13 protein-coding genes and 1 pseudogene are annotated in these 14,333 nt (G+C 75.0%); 5 read left to right on the top strand and 9 right to left on the bottom strand.

Annotated features, from left to right (window positions below):
* Nucleotides 1-58: 58 nt before the first annotated feature.
* The 5 genes from ACFYYT_RS24405 (at nt 59) to ACFYYT_RS24385 (ending at nt 5,319) form a co-directional block, all read left to right on the top strand.
* The gene (locus tag ACFYYT_RS24405; protein ID WP_351827849.1) at nt 59-937 is read left to right on the top strand and encodes a helix-turn-helix domain-containing protein; all 879 of its coding nucleotides are present in this window, start codon (nt 59-61) and stop codon (nt 935-937) included.
* A gap of 105 nt (nt 938-1,042) precedes the next feature.
* Nucleotides 1,043-2,101 carry a methyltransferase gene (locus ACFYYT_RS24400; protein WP_351827847.1) on the top strand — a complete coding sequence of 353 codons (1,059 nt, stop codon included), beginning with the start codon at nt 1,043-1,045 and terminating at the stop codon, nt 2,099-2,101.
* A 149-nt stretch (nt 2,102-2,250) separates the two neighbouring features.
* Nucleotides 2,251-2,901 carry a hypothetical protein gene (locus ACFYYT_RS24395; RefSeq protein ID WP_351827845.1) on the top strand — a complete coding sequence of 217 codons (651 nt, stop codon included), beginning with the start codon at nt 2,251-2,253 and terminating at the stop codon, nt 2,899-2,901.
* A gap of 195 nt (nt 2,902-3,096) precedes the next feature.
* Entirely contained in the window at nt 3,097-3,639 is a 543-nt protein-coding gene (locus tag ACFYYT_RS24390) for an FABP family protein (RefSeq protein ID WP_351827842.1), read from the top strand.
* A 129-nt stretch (nt 3,640-3,768) separates the two neighbouring features.
* Entirely contained in the window at nt 3,769-5,319 is a 1,551-nt protein-coding gene (locus ACFYYT_RS24385; RefSeq protein ID WP_351827839.1) for an alpha/beta hydrolase, read from the top strand.
* A gap of 14 nt (nt 5,320-5,333) precedes the next feature.
* Here ACFYYT_RS24385 and ACFYYT_RS24380 read toward each other — a convergent pair whose 3' ends face one another.
* The 9 genes and pseudogenes from ACFYYT_RS24380 to ACFYYT_RS24340 all read right to left on the bottom strand — a co-directional run bounded on the left by ACFYYT_RS24380 (nt 5,334) and on the right by ACFYYT_RS24340 (nt 14,249).
* Nucleotides 5,334-6,095, bottom strand: coding sequence for an SDR family oxidoreductase (locus tag ACFYYT_RS24380; protein WP_351827836.1), 762 nt, complete (start codon nt 6,093-6,095; stop codon nt 5,334-5,336).
* An 84-nt stretch (nt 6,096-6,179) separates the two neighbouring features.
* A complete protein-coding gene (locus ACFYYT_RS24375; RefSeq protein ID WP_351827833.1) occupies nt 6,180-6,764 on the bottom strand; it encodes a TetR family transcriptional regulator in 585 nt (194 codons plus the stop codon).
* An 81-nt stretch (nt 6,765-6,845) separates the two neighbouring features.
* On the bottom strand, nt 6,846-7,508 hold the full coding sequence (locus ACFYYT_RS24370) for a DUF2278 family protein (RefSeq protein WP_351827831.1): 663 nt from the start codon (nt 7,506-7,508) through the stop codon (nt 6,846-6,848).
* Nucleotides 7,509-7,600: 92 nt separating this feature from the next.
* On the bottom strand, nt 7,601-9,151 hold the full coding sequence (locus ACFYYT_RS24365; protein ID WP_351827828.1) for an alpha/beta hydrolase: 1,551 nt from the start codon (nt 9,149-9,151) through the stop codon (nt 7,601-7,603).
* Between the two features lie 81 nt (nt 9,152-9,232).
* Nucleotides 9,233-9,820 (bottom strand): annotated as a pseudogene (locus ACFYYT_RS24360) (amidohydrolase family protein); the annotation flags it as partial.
* The gene (locus ACFYYT_RS24355) at nt 9,805-10,029 is read right to left on the bottom strand and encodes a hypothetical protein (RefSeq protein ID WP_351827825.1); all 225 of its coding nucleotides are present in this window, start codon (nt 10,027-10,029) and stop codon (nt 9,805-9,807) included. The gene ACFYYT_RS24355 and the pseudogene ACFYYT_RS24360, both read right to left, overlap by 16 nt.
* Nucleotides 10,030-10,116: 87 nt before the next feature.
* On the bottom strand, nt 10,117-11,589 hold the full coding sequence (locus ACFYYT_RS24350; RefSeq protein ID WP_388609227.1) for a multicopper oxidase family protein: 1,473 nt from the start codon (nt 11,587-11,589) through the stop codon (nt 10,117-10,119).
* A gap of 198 nt (nt 11,590-11,787) precedes the next feature.
* The gene (locus ACFYYT_RS24345) at nt 11,788-12,993 is read right to left on the bottom strand and encodes an anhydro-N-acetylmuramic acid kinase (protein ID WP_351827820.1); all 1,206 of its coding nucleotides are present in this window, start codon (nt 12,991-12,993) and stop codon (nt 11,788-11,790) included.
* Nucleotides 12,990-14,249 carry an MFS transporter gene (locus tag ACFYYT_RS24340; RefSeq protein ID WP_351827860.1) on the bottom strand — a complete coding sequence of 420 codons (1,260 nt, stop codon included), beginning with the start codon at nt 14,247-14,249 and terminating at the stop codon, nt 12,990-12,992. The genes ACFYYT_RS24345 and ACFYYT_RS24340 overlap by 4 nt, the downstream gene beginning before the upstream one ends.
* Nucleotides 14,250-14,333: the final 84 nt, after the last annotated feature.

The raw sequence follows: 14,333 nt of genomic DNA, 5'->3' as shown, positions 1-14,333 counted from the left end.
TTTATCCTGGTAGTGGAGGTACCTGGCACCCGGATGCGGGGTGCGGCACCCTGGTGCCATGAGCACTGTGGCACCCGAGAGCGACGTCCGCCGGCACGAGCTGGCCGAATTCCTGCGCAGCCGCCGCGAGCGGATCACCCCGGAACAGGTCGGGCTGGTGCGCGGGCGGCGCCGGCGCACCCCCGGACTGCGCCGCGAGGAGGTCGCGCAGCTCTCGGCGGTCGGGGTCACCTGGTACACCTGGCTGGAGCAGGCCCGTGAGATCCGGGTGTCCCCCCAGGTCCTGGACGCCCTGGCGCGCGCCCTGCTGCTGGACGCCAGTGAGCGAGCGCACCTGTTCGCGCTGGCCGGCAGCACCGATCCGGCGCAGCACACGCCCTGCCCGACGCTGACCCCGGCGCTGCGGGCGATGCTCGACCAGCTGGACCCGATCCCCTCCTGCGTCCAGAACAGCCGCTACGACATCCTCGCCCACAACACCACGTACGGGCGGCTGCTGTGCGATCTGGACCGGCTGCCGCCCGAGGACCGCAACTGCCTGTGGCTGGCGTTCACCGATCCGGACTGGCGGGCGGCCGTCGTCAACCTGCCCGAGTCGAACCGGACGATGGCGGCCAAGTTCCGGGCCGCGATGGCCGAGCACCTGGCCGAGCCGGCGTGGAAGGCGCTGCTGGCACGGCTGGAGGCGGCGTCGGAGGAGTTCCGGGAGGTGTGGGCGCGGCACGAGGTGGTCGGGCAGGGCGGGAAGGCGAAGTACATCCTCAACCCCCTCGTGGGCCTGCTGCACGTGGAGCACACCAACCTGTGGCTGGAACCGGCCTCCGGGGCGCGGCTGGTGAGCTACGTGCCGCTCGACGAGGAGACGCGCGAACGCCTCGTGCGGCTGGGGGAGCTGGCCGCCCGCGGGGCCGGGGCGGACGCGGTCCCCGTGCCCTGAAGTCGCCTTGACGGGGGGTCCGTCGCGGTGAAAGCGCCCCGGCGGGCCCGGTACCGGGGCGACCATGGCGGTGCGGCACCCCCCTGACCCGACAGGAGCGCGACTGTGGCCAGCCCCGGCGAGCACACCGACCGCACCGACCCCTTGGCCCGCTCCCGCCGCTCCCGCCGCTCCGCGCCGTCCGTACTGCACGAGGTGATGTACGGGCACTTCCACGCCGCCGCGCTACGGGCCGTGGCCGTCCACCGGATCGCCGACCACCTCGCCGGCGGAGCGCGCACCCCCGAGGACCTCGCCGCCCGGACCGGCACCGACGCCGGCGCCCTGCGGCGCGTCCTGCGGCTGCTCGCGGCGCACGGGCTGTTCCACGAGGACGAACGGGGCGCGTTCGTACTGGAGGAGGCCGGGCGGCCGCTGCGCACCGACGCGGTGGACTCGCAGCACGCCGCAGCGGTGATGGTCACCGATCCGATGCTCTGGCGGGCCGCCGCCGAGCTGCCGGGGACGCTGAGCACCGCCCGGCCGTCCTTCGAGCTGGCCCACGGGGTGCCGTTCTTCGAGCACCTGCTCGTGTCCCCCCGGGACCGGGCGGTCTTCGACGCGGGAATGGCCTCGCTCTCCGGGCGCGACGACGAACCGGTCGCGGGGAGCTGCGCGTTCCCCGAGGGCGCCCTGGTGATCGACGTCGCGGGCGGCCGGGGCGGGCTGCTGCGGGCGGTGCTCGACCGGGGGCCGACGCTGCGCGGGGTGCTCTTCGACCGGCCCGCGACGGTGGCCGGCCACGTGCTGGACGGCCCCGGACGCGCGGGCCGGTGGCGCACCGAGGGCGGGGACTTCTTCACGGCGGTGCCGTCCGGCGGTGACTTCTACCTGCTCAAGCACGTCCTGCACGACTGGCACGACGAGGACGCGCTGCGGATCCTGGGCTCCGTACGCCGGGCGGCGGCGCCCGGGGCCCGGCTGCTGGTCGTGGACGTCGTCCTGCCGGGGGGCGGGGTGCCGCATCCGGGCGTGGAGATGGACATCGTCATGCTGACGGTCGCGACCGGACGTGAGCGCACCGCGGCCGAGTTCGAGGGGCTGCTGGACCGGGCCGGGTTCCGGCTGCACCGGATCCTGCCGACGCCCGCGCTGTCATCGGTCATCGAGGCCGTCGCCGTGTGAGCGCCCGCGCGCGGCGCGCGTCAGGCACGCGGGCGTGTGTCGGCCATCCGGGTTGATCCCGCCCCGGGGAGCCGCGTCCCGCTCCTAGGATGGGCCCCGCCGCAGCTCAGGAAGGGTTCGGCGAGGTTCTGCCCAAGGGGAGTTGACGCATGAGGCGTTTGCCGGCGCTGGTGACGGTCGGGGTCCTGGCGATGGGTCCGGCGGGGGCGGGCACCGCTTCGGCCGCCGACGCGGGGTGCCCGACGGCGGAGGTCTTCGCCACGAACAACACGGCGGTCATCACGGATCCGGCCGACCCCCGGCTCAGGACCCGCCTGTCGGGCTTCGACCGAGAGGTCCGCGGCATCATCCGCGCGCAGGGCGCCCGGCCCGGCGACTCGACGCTGCTGGACGGGGTGTTCTGGTCCGGGGAGCAGCAGCAGGCCACGTACGAGCGGTCCCGCCGGTTCGACCTCGACCGGGTCGGCCCGGCCGGGCTGCACCAGCTCGCCGAAGTCATCGGCAAGCGGTACGACCAGGAGTCTGTGCTGACCTTCCGCTGCCTGCCGCGCACGTCGCCGGACGTCGACGCGGTGGAGATCCAGGCCCCCGGCGTCAGCCCCACCTGCCTGCGCGACGCCCTGCTCGCGGACCCCGAGGCGCGCGAACACCTGGGCGGCGGCTCGGTCACCCTCGACGGCCGCCTCGTGCTCATCGCCCCGCTCCCCGACCTGCCCCTGGCCCGCAAGCTCACGGAGTCCCTCGGCGTGGACTGGACCCGCGCCGAAGTCCACTACGGAGACGAGGAGTTCGTGGCCTGACCCGCGGCCGGCCCGGCCCCCGCCCCCAAGGGGCAACGGCCCTCGCCTCGAAGCGGACGTGGCCGACGCCGCTGTGCCGCACGTTCCAGTCCACCCCGCACAGCGGATTTCGGACCCGCGCCCCGGCCGGGCGGGCGGGGGTGGCAGCGCCTAGGCTGCGTGCCGCCAGGCACTTCACACACAGGCAAGGTGAGCATGTTCGATCCGGTTCAGGACAATCCGTACCCCGACACCCACGTCCTCGGCGAGGGCCCCGAGCCGCACCCGCAGCTCGCGCCCGTCCTCGGGCTGATCGGCCGGTGGCACGGGCGCGGGCGGGGCGAGTACCCGACGCTGGAGCAGGACTTCCGCTACGAGCAGGAGGTCACCTTCAGCCACGACGGGCGCCCCTTCCTGCGCTACGAGGCCCGCGCCTGGCTGATCGACGGCTCCGGGGTGCCGGTACGGCCCGCGGGGCGGGAGGCCGGATGGTGGCGGGTGGCCCCGGACGCCTCTCTGGAGGTGGTGCTCGCGCACCCGACCGGCATCGTGGAGACGTACACCGGGCGGGCGTCCGGCGCGGAGATCGAGATCGGGACCGAACAGGTGGCGCTGACCCCGAAGGCCAAGGAGGTCACCGGGACGCGGCGGCACTACGCCCTCGACGGTGACCGGCTGATGGTCGTACACGACATGGCGGCGGTGGGGCAGCCCCTCCAGCACCACCTCACGACGCACCTGGTCCGCCGCCCCGCCTGACCGGGGCGGGCGCTCGCGGGGGTGGCACCAGCACCACCCCCGGAACGGGTGCCAGGGGGATCGTCCCGGGCGGCGCGGGCCGGGAGGGTGAGGGGTGACCGATCCACTCCCACGGGGGGACACCTTCCCATGCACCTCTTCAGGAAGCCCGCGCGGTGGGCCACGGCCGCCGCGTGCGGGCTCCTCGCCCTGGCCGCCCTGCCCGCCGCTCCCGCGAACGCCGCCGCCGCGGCGGCCGCCGGCGCGCCGCCCGTACCCGCCCGGTACGCGCAGCAGCGTCTCGACTGGCAGCCCTGCCAGTCCGGTTCGCTCGAATGCGCCCGGATGACGGTGCCGCGGGACTGGTACCACCCCGGCACCGGCCCCGACCTCACCGTCGCGGTCTCCCGGCACCGGGCCACCGGCCCCGCCGCCCCGCGCGGCGTCCTGATGATGGCGGCCGGCGGCCCCGGCGCCTCGGGGCTGGGCCGGCCCGCCGGGCTGGCCGCGTACGCGCCGGAGCTGGCGGCCACGTACGACATCGTCGGCTTCGACCAGCGCGGGGTCGGGGCCAGTACGAACGTGGTCTGCTCCGGCCAGGACACGGTCGACGCCATGTTCGCGGGCGGCGACCTGCGCGACCGCTCGCCGCGCGCGGTGGCGGCGACGCTGGAGCGGGCGCGGGGCTTCGTGGCCGACTGCCGCCGCGCCTCGGGCGGTCTGCTGCCCTTCATCACCACCGACCAGGCCGTCCACGACATGGACCTGTACCGGGCGCTGCTCGGCGCGCGGCAGGTCTCCTACTACGGGCCGTCGTACGCGAGTTTCCTCGGGGCCTACTACGCCACGGAGTTCCCGCGCCGGGTGGACCGGATGGTCCTCGACAGCAACGTCGACTTCGCCGACGGGTGGGAGTCCTTCATGACGGGGCAGCCGCTGAGCTTCCAGCGGCGCTTCGAGGAGGACTTCCTGCCGTGGCTGGCGAAGAACGACTCGGTCTACCACCTGGGCGCCACCCCCGCGCAGGCGAAGGCGAGCTACGAGCGGGTGCGCGCGGCGCTGCGCGAACGCCCGCTGGACCTGGAGGGGACGCCGGTCACCGCGGACCGCCTCGACGCCGCCGCGACGAGCATCCTCTACGACGGCGACCGCTTCCCCGACCTCGCGGCGGTGCTCGGCGTACTGGAGCACCCCGAGGCGGCCCCGCCGGCCACCCGGCAGGCCCTCGCCGCGAAGCTGAAGCACCCCATGGGGGCGGAGTTCGCGGCGGACTTCTTCGCCGTCGTCTGCCAGGACACCCCGTGGAGCCGTGACCTGGGCGGGTGGGTGGCGCGGAGCGCGGCCGACTCCGCCGACCGCCCCCTGGCCGGGGCGCGGGAGCTGGCCTACGCGGCGGTCTGCGCACAGTGGCCCCGGTCCCGGGCGCCCCGCGTCGAGGTGACGGGACGCGGGCTGCCGCCCGTCCTGATGCTCAACTCCACGCACGACCCGGCGACCCACTACGAGGGCGCCCTGCGCGCCCACCGGGCGCTGGCCGGCTCGCGCCTGGTCACCGTCCGGGGCGGGGACCACGGCGCCTACCAGGCGGGCAACGCCTGCGTGGACGGGTACGTGATGGGGTTCCTGGCCGGCGGCCGGCTGCCGGCCGCCGACGCGGAGTGCGAGGGGAACCCGTTGCCGGATCCGGCCCGCCGGGGCTGAATCCGGGTGCGGGGTCAGGCCGAGGAGCCGCTGTCGACGACGAGGTCGGCCCCGACGACCGAACCGGCGGCGGGCGAGGCGAGGTAGAGCACGGCGGCGGCGACCTCCTCGGCCTCCGCGACCCGGCCGAGCGGGTTCTCGTTCTTGACCCGCTCGGCGCGGCCGGCCTCCGTCTCGCCCGGCTTCAGCGACATGGGTCCGGCGGCGGCGCCCGGGCTGACGGCGTTGATGCGCACGCCGTCCGCGATGTGGTCCAGGGCGGTGGCCCGGGTGAGGGCGGCGACGGCCGCCTTCGAGGTGATGTACGCGGCGGCGCCGGGGATGCGCTGGTGGGCGCCGAGGTTGGAGGAGACGTTGACGATGGCGCCGCCGGCGTTGTCCCGCATGTGGGCGATCTGATGCTTCATCGCCAGCCAGACGCCGGTGACGTTGGTGCGCAGGACGGCGTCCCAGTCCTCCTGGGCGATGTCGGCGGCGGGTCCGGTGCCGCGCAGGATCCCGGCGTTGTTGACGGCTATGTCGAGGGTGCCGAAGCGGTCGGTGGTCGCGGCGACGAGGTCGCGCATGCTGTCGGAGTCGGTGACGTCGGCGGTGACGGCGGCGGCCGTGCCGCCCGCCGCCTCGATGAGGGCGACCGTCTCCTCCAGCCGGGCGGCGGTGCGTCCGGCGGCGACGACGGACGCCCCCTCGGCGGCGAAGGCGAGGGCGATGGCGCGGCCGAGGCCGGTGCCCGCGCCGGTGACGAGGGCGGTCCTGCCGGTGAAGCGGTCCTGCATGTCAGTGGCTCCTATATTTGAACGTTCGGTCTAGTATGGAGTCCGGAAAAAGGGAGCCCGAAGGCTCCCCCGTACGGACGGTGTTCAGTCCAGCAGGGCCAAGGCCTGCTCGGCCGCGTCGCGCACCCGGGCCGGGTCGTCCGAGGCCTTGCCGACGACCCGTACCCCTTGCAGCACCACGAGCAGCAGCCGGGCCAGTGCGCGGGGATCGCGCCGCTCGGGCAGCTCGCCCTGCGCCCGGGCCCGTTCGAGGGCGGCGTGGAGCAGGGTTTCGAGCCGGTCCCAGCTGGTCTCGACGCGGCGCGCCGCGGCCGTGTCCCGGGAGGCCAGTTCGGCGGCGGTGTTGGTGACGAAGCAGCCGTTTCTCCGGTCGGCCGGAGAGGCCGCCTCGGCCGCGAAGCGCCGGACCAGCGCCCGCACCCCGGGCAGAGCGGGCCCGGGCCGGGACAGGTCACCGAGCAGCAGGGGGTCGACGGACTCGGCGTACCGGTCCAGGGCCCGCAGGTACAGCTCGTGCTTGCTGCCGAAGGTCGCGTAGATGCTGGCGCGGCCGATGCCGAGGTGTTCGACGAGGTCGGCGACCGAGGTCGCTTCGTAGCCGCGCCGCCAGAACAGCTCGAGGGCCGACTGCAGCACGGCGTCCGGATCGAATTCCTTGGTCCTGGCCATGCACAAGATCATAAGACCGTCTGGAACGATCGGTCAAGAATTCTCTGGCGGCTCGGATGGCTCGGACCGGCTCGGACCGGCTCAGAGGGGATGGCCGTCCGGGCCGGTCCGGTCGGCCTGGCTGGAGAACCTGTTCAGGAACACGTCGTAGCGGCCGTCGGGGCGCCGGGTGAAGGTGGCCCCGTCCTGCCAGGTGCCGTTGTCGGCCCACCACCGGCTGCCGTACGGATCGCCCTGGTTCTGGTGGATGTTGTGCATGCCCAGGCCGCCGTGGTCGAAGGGCTGGCCGAGGACCAGGACCGGCCGGCCCGGGACGAGGATCGGTTCGAGGGCCGCGGCGGCGTCGAGGTTGGAACCCGAGACCCAGGGCCGGGGCGGGTCGAACCGGTCCAGGAGGGACTGGAGCCACGCGGGCGGGCGGCGTACGAAGAGGCAGCCGGGGCGGTCCGCGAGGGCCGGGTGGCGCAGGTAGTCGACGGCGCCCGAGCCGGAGGAGGCCGACAGCTCGTGGTAGCCGGGGGCCAGCGCGGGCAGCGGGTCGAGCACCGAGGCCGCCAGGACGAAGGCCTTCCACCGGACACCGGTGGCGGACTCCTTGCTGTCCACGTCGACGGCGCAGCGGTAGCGGCCGGCGGGCGCGTCGACCTCCAGGTTGACGTGGAACCACTGCCCCTGGGTGTCGGGCTGGTCGCGGAAGTGGCTGCGCAGGGTCCCCGAGAGCACCCCGTAGGTGTCGAGCGGCATGCGCACCAGTCAACCACCGCGGTCCGGGCCGCGCCCGTGACGCGCGCGGCGCGGGATCAGGTGCGGGATCAGGTGCGAACTCCGGCGCGGGCTCAGTTGGCGCAGGTGGTGTCGTGCGCGGGGCGCTCGCCGGTGGTGAGGAAGGTGGTGACGGTGCGGTCGCCACAGGCGTTGCCGTTGCCGAGGTAGAGGCCGTGGCCGCCCTGCTCGACGGTGACCAGGACGGCCCGCGCGCCCAGGGCCTCGCGCATCTTCAGCCCCTTGGACAGGGGCGTGGACGGGTCGCGGCGGCTCTGGATCATCAGGATGTCGGAGGGACCCTCCGCCGTGATCCGGGTCGGCTTCTGCGCGGGGGCGGTCTTCCAGAAGGCGCAGGGCAGCACGTTCACCGGCATACCGGCGGTGAGGGGGTGCCGCGCCCGGTCCTCGTCGACGGCGCGCTGACCCGCGGCGGCGCTGTCGCGCGGCCAGGACACGTCGTTGCAGAGCACCCCGACGAGCTGGGCGGCGTCCTCGTCGCGCATCGGCCGGGCCAGCTCCGGCGGCAGGACGGGGGTGGCCGCCGGGTCGTCGAGGGAGACGAGGAGCCGCGCGAGGGCGGGGAAGGCGGAATCGCTGTAGAGCGCGTTCTGGAGGGTCTGGCGCAGGCCGTTGCCGGTCAGGGGGACGCCGGGGGTGGTGGACGGCCTCGGCGTGCGGTCCAGGGAGGCGGCCAGGGCCAGCAGGCGGGGCTCCACGTCCTCGGCGTTCCGCGCCAGGCGCAGGCCGTCCTTGTCGCGGTCGGGGTGGGAGGCCCAGGCGGCGAAGTCGGGGAAACGGTCCTCGGCGCCCTGCGCCATGTTGGCGAGCCAGCCCCGGGCGACGCGGGCCGGGTCGGGGTCGCCGCTGCTGTCGAGGACCCAGCGGTCGGTGCGCTGGGGGTACTTCTGCGCGTACACGGCGCCCACGTAGGTCCCGTACGAGACCCCCCAGGCGGAGAGCTTGCTCTCCCCGAGGGCCTCGCGCAGCCGGTCCATGTCGCGGACCTGGTTGGCGGTGGTGAAACTACGCAGCACGGGGCCGCCGTTGGCGGCGCAGGCCTCGGCGATGCGCTGGGCGCGGGCCAGGTTCTCGGAGACGTCCCCGTCGGCGGCCGGCCAGGCGCGCAGGCTGGTGAGGTAGCGGTCGCCGGGGGCGAGGCCGCACGAGGCGGTGGTGCTGGCGCCGACGCCGCGCGGGTCGAAGGTGACGAGGTCGTAGGCGCCGCCCAGTTGGCCGCGCAGCGCCTCGCCCTTCTGCGTCAGGCGCTGGACGCCCGAGCCGCCCGGGCCGCCGGGGATCACGACGAGCGCGCCGCGGCGGGCCGCGGGGCGGTCGCTGCGGACGCGGGAGACGGCGACCTTGATCTGGGGGCCGGAGGGGTCCGCGTAGTCGAGGGGGACGGGCAGGTCGGCGCACTCCTGGGTGGCGGGGCCGCCCGCCTTGGCGCAGGGGTGCCAGACGAGCCGGGGCACCGGGGCGCCCGCTCCGGCCGCCGCGTCCGCTCCGGCCGCCGTGGCCGTGGTGGTGGCGGTGGCCGCCGCCGGGAGCGTGGCGCTCAGGGTGGTGGCGGCGGTGGCGGCGCAGAGGGCGAGGAGCAGGGCCTTGTTCCTGGAAGTCGTCATGGGGCAAGCCTCGTTGCCCGCGGCCTCCGGCCCCATCCGGCAGCCCGGTCGCCCCGGGGTGGGGATAACCCCCCTGATCCGTCAGGGCCGGTAGCCGGGGGGATGCGGGGTGCAGCAGCCGTCGCGGAGCATCTGGCGCAGGACCGGCTGCCAGTCGGGGGCGGGTCCGGCGGTGCGGGCGGCTCCGGCCACCGTGCGCTCCAGGGCCCTGCGTTCGTGGACGGCTCCGCCCGTCACCGCCGCCCGGACGCGCACGAGGTCGTCGAAGTCGCTGAACGGGTCGCCGTCGATGACGGTGAGGTCGGCGAGCTTGCCCGGTTCCACGGTGCCGAGGCGGCCGGCGACGCCGAAGACCCGGGCCGGGGTGCGGGTGGCGGTGGTGAGGGCCTCGGCCGGGGTGAACCCGTAGCGGTGCAGGGCGCGCAGGGCGAGGTGGAGGTGGAGGCCGACCGGGGTGAGGGGTGCGTCGGTGCCCAGCGCGACGCGCCCGCCGCCCGCGAGGATCCGCCGCTAGACGCCGGTCTCCCGCTCCAGGGAGGCGAGTTGGACCGCGGTCGGCGGCTGGGCGGCGGCCGCGCGGATGACGTCGGCGTCCCAGGGCGGCATGAGGTCCGTGACCCGGGGGTCGGCGGCGAGAGCCGGGTCCGCGCCGATCAGCGGCCCTGCACTTCGGCGACGACCCGGTCGGCGGTGGCGGTGGCGGCCCCGTTGGTGGCGCGGGTGAGCCGCAGCCGGACCACTCCCCCGGCACCGGCACCGGCCCCGGCCCCGGGAGCAGGGCTCGCGGTCGTCCCCGTCCCCGTCGCCGGGCGGCCGAGCAGCGCCGTCAGCGCCCCGGCCGACGCGACTCTCAGTACCGTCCTACACCAAACGATCAAGGCCGGGCTCCGGCAACGGCCTCGCCCCGGCGGACGGTACGTCCACCGGGGCGGGCGGGGGCGGGCAGGAGGAAGAGTGCGGGAGCGTCAGGAGATGCGCATGTTCGCCATCATGCCCATGGCGCCGTGGTCGAACAGGTGGCAGTGGTAGACGTACGTACCGCGGTACCCGGTGAAGGTGGCCTGGAGCTTGACGGTCTCGCCCGGCTTCAGCGGGACGGTGTCCTTGAGGCCGGTCTCGGAGCCGGCGGTCACCGGCTGGCCGTTGCGCTCCAGCACCCGGAACTGCACCAGGTGCATGTGGAAGTTGTGCGGGGCGAACCTGTTGCTGTTCTTCACGGTCCAGATCTCGGTGGCACCGTAGGCGATCTCGGTGTCGATCCGGTCCATGTCGTACGTCTTGCCGTTGATGTACGCCTGGCTGCCCGGGCTGCCGGTCTCGTCCATCCGCATGTCGAAGTCGCGGGTCACGGTGGCGGCGGGGAGCGGCGGCAGGGTGCGCAGGGTGTCGGGGACGACGCTGTTGTCGTGCGCGGCGCGGGTGATCCGGAACTGGATGACCTTGCCGACCGTGTCCGCCGATTCGAAGGGTGCGACGTCCTTGTTGACCAGCTCGATGGTGCTGCCGACGGGGTAGCGGGAGAAGTCGATGACGACGTCCGCGCGCTCGCCCGGGCTGATGGCGACCGTGTTCGTACGGTGCGGGGCGGGCAGCAGGCCGCCGTCGGTGCCGATCTGCACGATCTCCGAGTCGTCGGCGAGGCGCAGGCCGAAGAACCGCTGGTTGGCGGTGTTGGTGAAGCGGAAGCGGTACTTGCGGGCCGCCACCTCGAAGTAGGGCCAGGGCTTGCCGTTGGCGAGGATCGCGTTGCGGTTGTGGAAGTCGCCCATCTCGTAGATGAGTTCGCCGCTCGTGTCGAAGCGGGCGTCGCGCAGCGAGATCGGGATGTCGTAATTGCCGGAGGGCAGGCGCAGGCGCCGCTCGATGTCGTCGGTGAGGATGTAGGTGCCCGTCATGCCGCGGAAGACGTTCTCCGACTCCATGTGGTGGGCGTGGTCGTGGAACCACAGGTTCGCGTGCGGCTGGGTGTTGGGGTACGTGTACGTCTTGCTGCCGCCGCCCGGGGCGATCACGTCCATCGGGGAGCCGTCGCTGTCCTGCGGGACGTGGGCGCCGTGCAGGTGGATCGAGGTGGGCACGGAGAGGGAGTTGGTCTGCCGGACCACGACGCGGCGGCCCGACTCGGCCTTGATGACGGGGCCCGGGAAGGAGCCGTTGAAGGTGCGCACGCGGGTGGTCAGGCCCGGCACGATCTCCTTGGAGACTTCCTTCAGGTCCATCCGGTAGTAGCTGGTGGTGCTGGTGGTGAGGTAGGGCTGGAGGACGGGCGCGAGCGGCATCCGCTGGGTGAACTTGGCTATGCCGGTGACGTCGAGCTCGGCCGCGGCGGCGCGGGGCTCGGTCGCGGTGGCGGTGACGGCGGGCAGCAGCATGCCGCCCGTGCCGACGATGCTGGTGGCGGCCACGCCTGCCCTGAGTGCGGTCCGTCGAGTGATCACTGTTCCCCCGTGGTGGGTCTCCCGGCGCCTCACGTGCCGGAGGGCTGGACGCGTGGGTACGCGGATGTGGACCCCGGAAGTCTTTTCGAGCCCACTGGTGGCGCACTCGTGCCGTCGTGGTGCCGCGGCGATATGGCCGCCCGCGCGTGCCACCCGGCGCGATCACCGCGACGTGTGAGCCGTAAGGGAAAAGGCCGTTCAGCCGGAGACGGGAGCGGGAGCGGGAGCGGGAGCGATGGTGAGGGTGTGGGGCGGGCGGGCCGGGGTGGGCGGGAGGCGCAGCGGACGGCGGCCCGGGGTCAGGGAGCCCAGGACGCGGGGGCCGTGGGCGCCGGTGCAGTCGGGGACGTTGCCGGGCAGGCCGTGCAGGGTGAGGAAACCGAGCACGGCGAAGGCGTACGCCTCCTTCGCGGCGGCGGGCAGACCGAGCGCGTCGGAGCCCAGCAGGGCCGTGTGCGGGGGCAGTTCCTCGCGCAGGGCGGCCATGAGCACGGGGTTGCGGGTACCTCCCCCGGAGGCGATGACCTCGGTGGCGCGCAGGGGGCGCAGCGCGTCGGCGACGGTGCGGGCCGTGAGCCGGGTGAGGGTGGCCAGTACGTCCTGCGGCGGCAGGCCGGGGAAGGGCGCCAGGGCGGTGCGCAGGTGGCCGGGGTGGAAGAGCTCCTTGCCGGTGGTCTTGGGGGCGGGCCGCCGGTAGTACGGTTCCGCGAGCAGGCGCAGCAGGAGCGGTTCGTGGACCCGTCCGGCGGCGGCGAGGGCGCCGTCCTCGTCGTAGTCGAGGCGGCCCGCGGTGAGTTCGCGTACGGCGGCGTCGAGCAGGGCGTTGCCCGGGCCGGTGTCGAAGGCCACGGGCGGGCCGCCCGGCGGGAGGGCGGTGAGGTTGGCGATGCCGCCGACGTTGAGGGCGGCGGGGGTGCCGGGGCGGCCGCGCAGCAGCATGAGGTCGATCAGGCTGACGAGCGGGGCGCCCTGGCCCCCGGCGGCGACGTCCCGGGGACGGAAGTCGCTGACGACGGGGTGGCCGGTGGCCTCGGCGATCCAGGCGGGGCTGCCGAGCTGGAGGGTTCCGCGGACCTGTCCGGCGTCCACCCAGTGGAAGACGGTCTGCCCGTGGGAGGCCACCAACTCGGCTTGCCCGTCGCACAGTTCGCGGTCCGCGCGGAGCGCGAGGGCGGCGAAGGCCCGGCCGATGCGGGTGTCGAGGCGGCATACGTCGCCCAGGGTGGTGGGGGCGGGCGGCAGGGCGGCGGCGAGGGCGGCCCGCAGGGTGTCCTCGTAGGGGGCGCTGACCATGCCCAGCGGGACCAGGCGCAGGGTGGTGCCGTCCGGGTCGAGGGTGAGGTCGGCGGCGGCGGCGTCGACGGCATCGTACGAGGTGCCCGACATCAGGCCGATGACCCTCATCGCAGCGGCCGCAGGTGGTCGTCGCCGCGCAGGGTGGCAAGGGCGGGGACGCTGAGGGCGCACAGGCCGCCGGCGTAGTAGGCGGGGACGTCGGGGTCGCCGGTGGCGGCGGTCAGGGCGGTAATGACGAGGCCCGCGCAGCCGGCGAAGACGGCGTTGGCGAGGGCGTAGGAGACGGCGAGGCCGGTGCAGCGCACGGACGCGGGGAACATCTCCGCGAGCATGGCGGGGCCGGGCCCGGCGAGCAGTCCGACGGCGGCGCCAGCGGCGAGCAGGGCGGCGGCCTTGGCGGCGGCGGGGGTGGCGGGGTGCTGGAGGAGGTGCAGCAGCGGCAGCGCGCAGCCGGCGACGAGGAGGGCCCCGCCGAGCATGACGGGGCGCCGGCCGACGCGGTCGCTGAGCATCCCGGCGGGGAGGATCGAGGCGGCGAAGCCGAGGTTGGCGAGGGCGGTGGCGGTCAGCGCCTCCCGGAAGGAGGCGCCGAGCGCGGACTGCAGGTACGAGGGCAGCACCACGAGGAAGGTGTACCCCGCCGCCGACCACCCCATGACCCGCCCGACCCCCAGCACGACGGCCCGCCCCACCCCGCTCCGGGCGCCCGGCCCGGCGGCCGGAGGCGGCGCGGGGGCGGCGGGCGGGGGCTCGGGGAGGGTGGTGCGCAGGGCGAGGACGGCCAGGCCCATCGGGAGGGCGAGGAGGAACGGGACGCGCCAGCCCCAGGCGTTCAGGGCCGCCGGGGAGAGCAGCGAGGCCAGCAGGGCGGCGACCGCCGCCCCGGCGAGGAGGCCGAGGGCGACGGTGAGGGACTGCCAGGCCCCGTAACGGCCGCGCCTGCCCGGCGGGGCGTGTTCGGTCATCAGGGCCACGGCGCCGCCGAACTCCCCTCCGGCGCAAAGGCCTTGCAGGGCGCGCAGCAGGACGAGCAGCCACGGCGCGGCGGCGCCCGCGGTCTCCCGGGCCGGCAGGAGGCCGATCAGGGTGGTGGCGAGGGTCATCAGGCCGATCACCAGGATCAGGACGGGGCGGCGGCCGGCCCGGTCGGCGAGGCGGCCGAAGAGCAGGGCTCCGGCGGGGCGGAAGAAGAAGGCCACCGCGAAGGAGGCGTAGGTGGCCAGGAGCGGGGCGGCCGGCCCCGACGGGTGGTCCGCCGACGGGTGGTCCGGGGTGAAGAAGCGGGCGGCGATGACGGTGGCGAAGGAGCCGTAGACGCCGAACTCGTACCACTCGACGAAGTTCCCGGCCGCGCCCGCGAACAGCGCGCGGCGCGGCCGGCACCCGGGCCCGGGGCCCGCGTCCGGGGCGGTACCCGGGACCGGGCCCGCGTCCCCGGCCTGCGTCGG

The organism is Streptomyces sp. NPDC002032 (assembly GCF_042890765.1).
Taxonomy (GTDB): Bacteria; Actinomycetota; Actinomycetes; order Streptomycetales; family Streptomycetaceae; genus Streptomyces.
The sequence above is the reverse complement of the archived record's forward strand: the minus strand, read 5'-3'. Positions and strand labels throughout refer to the sequence as shown.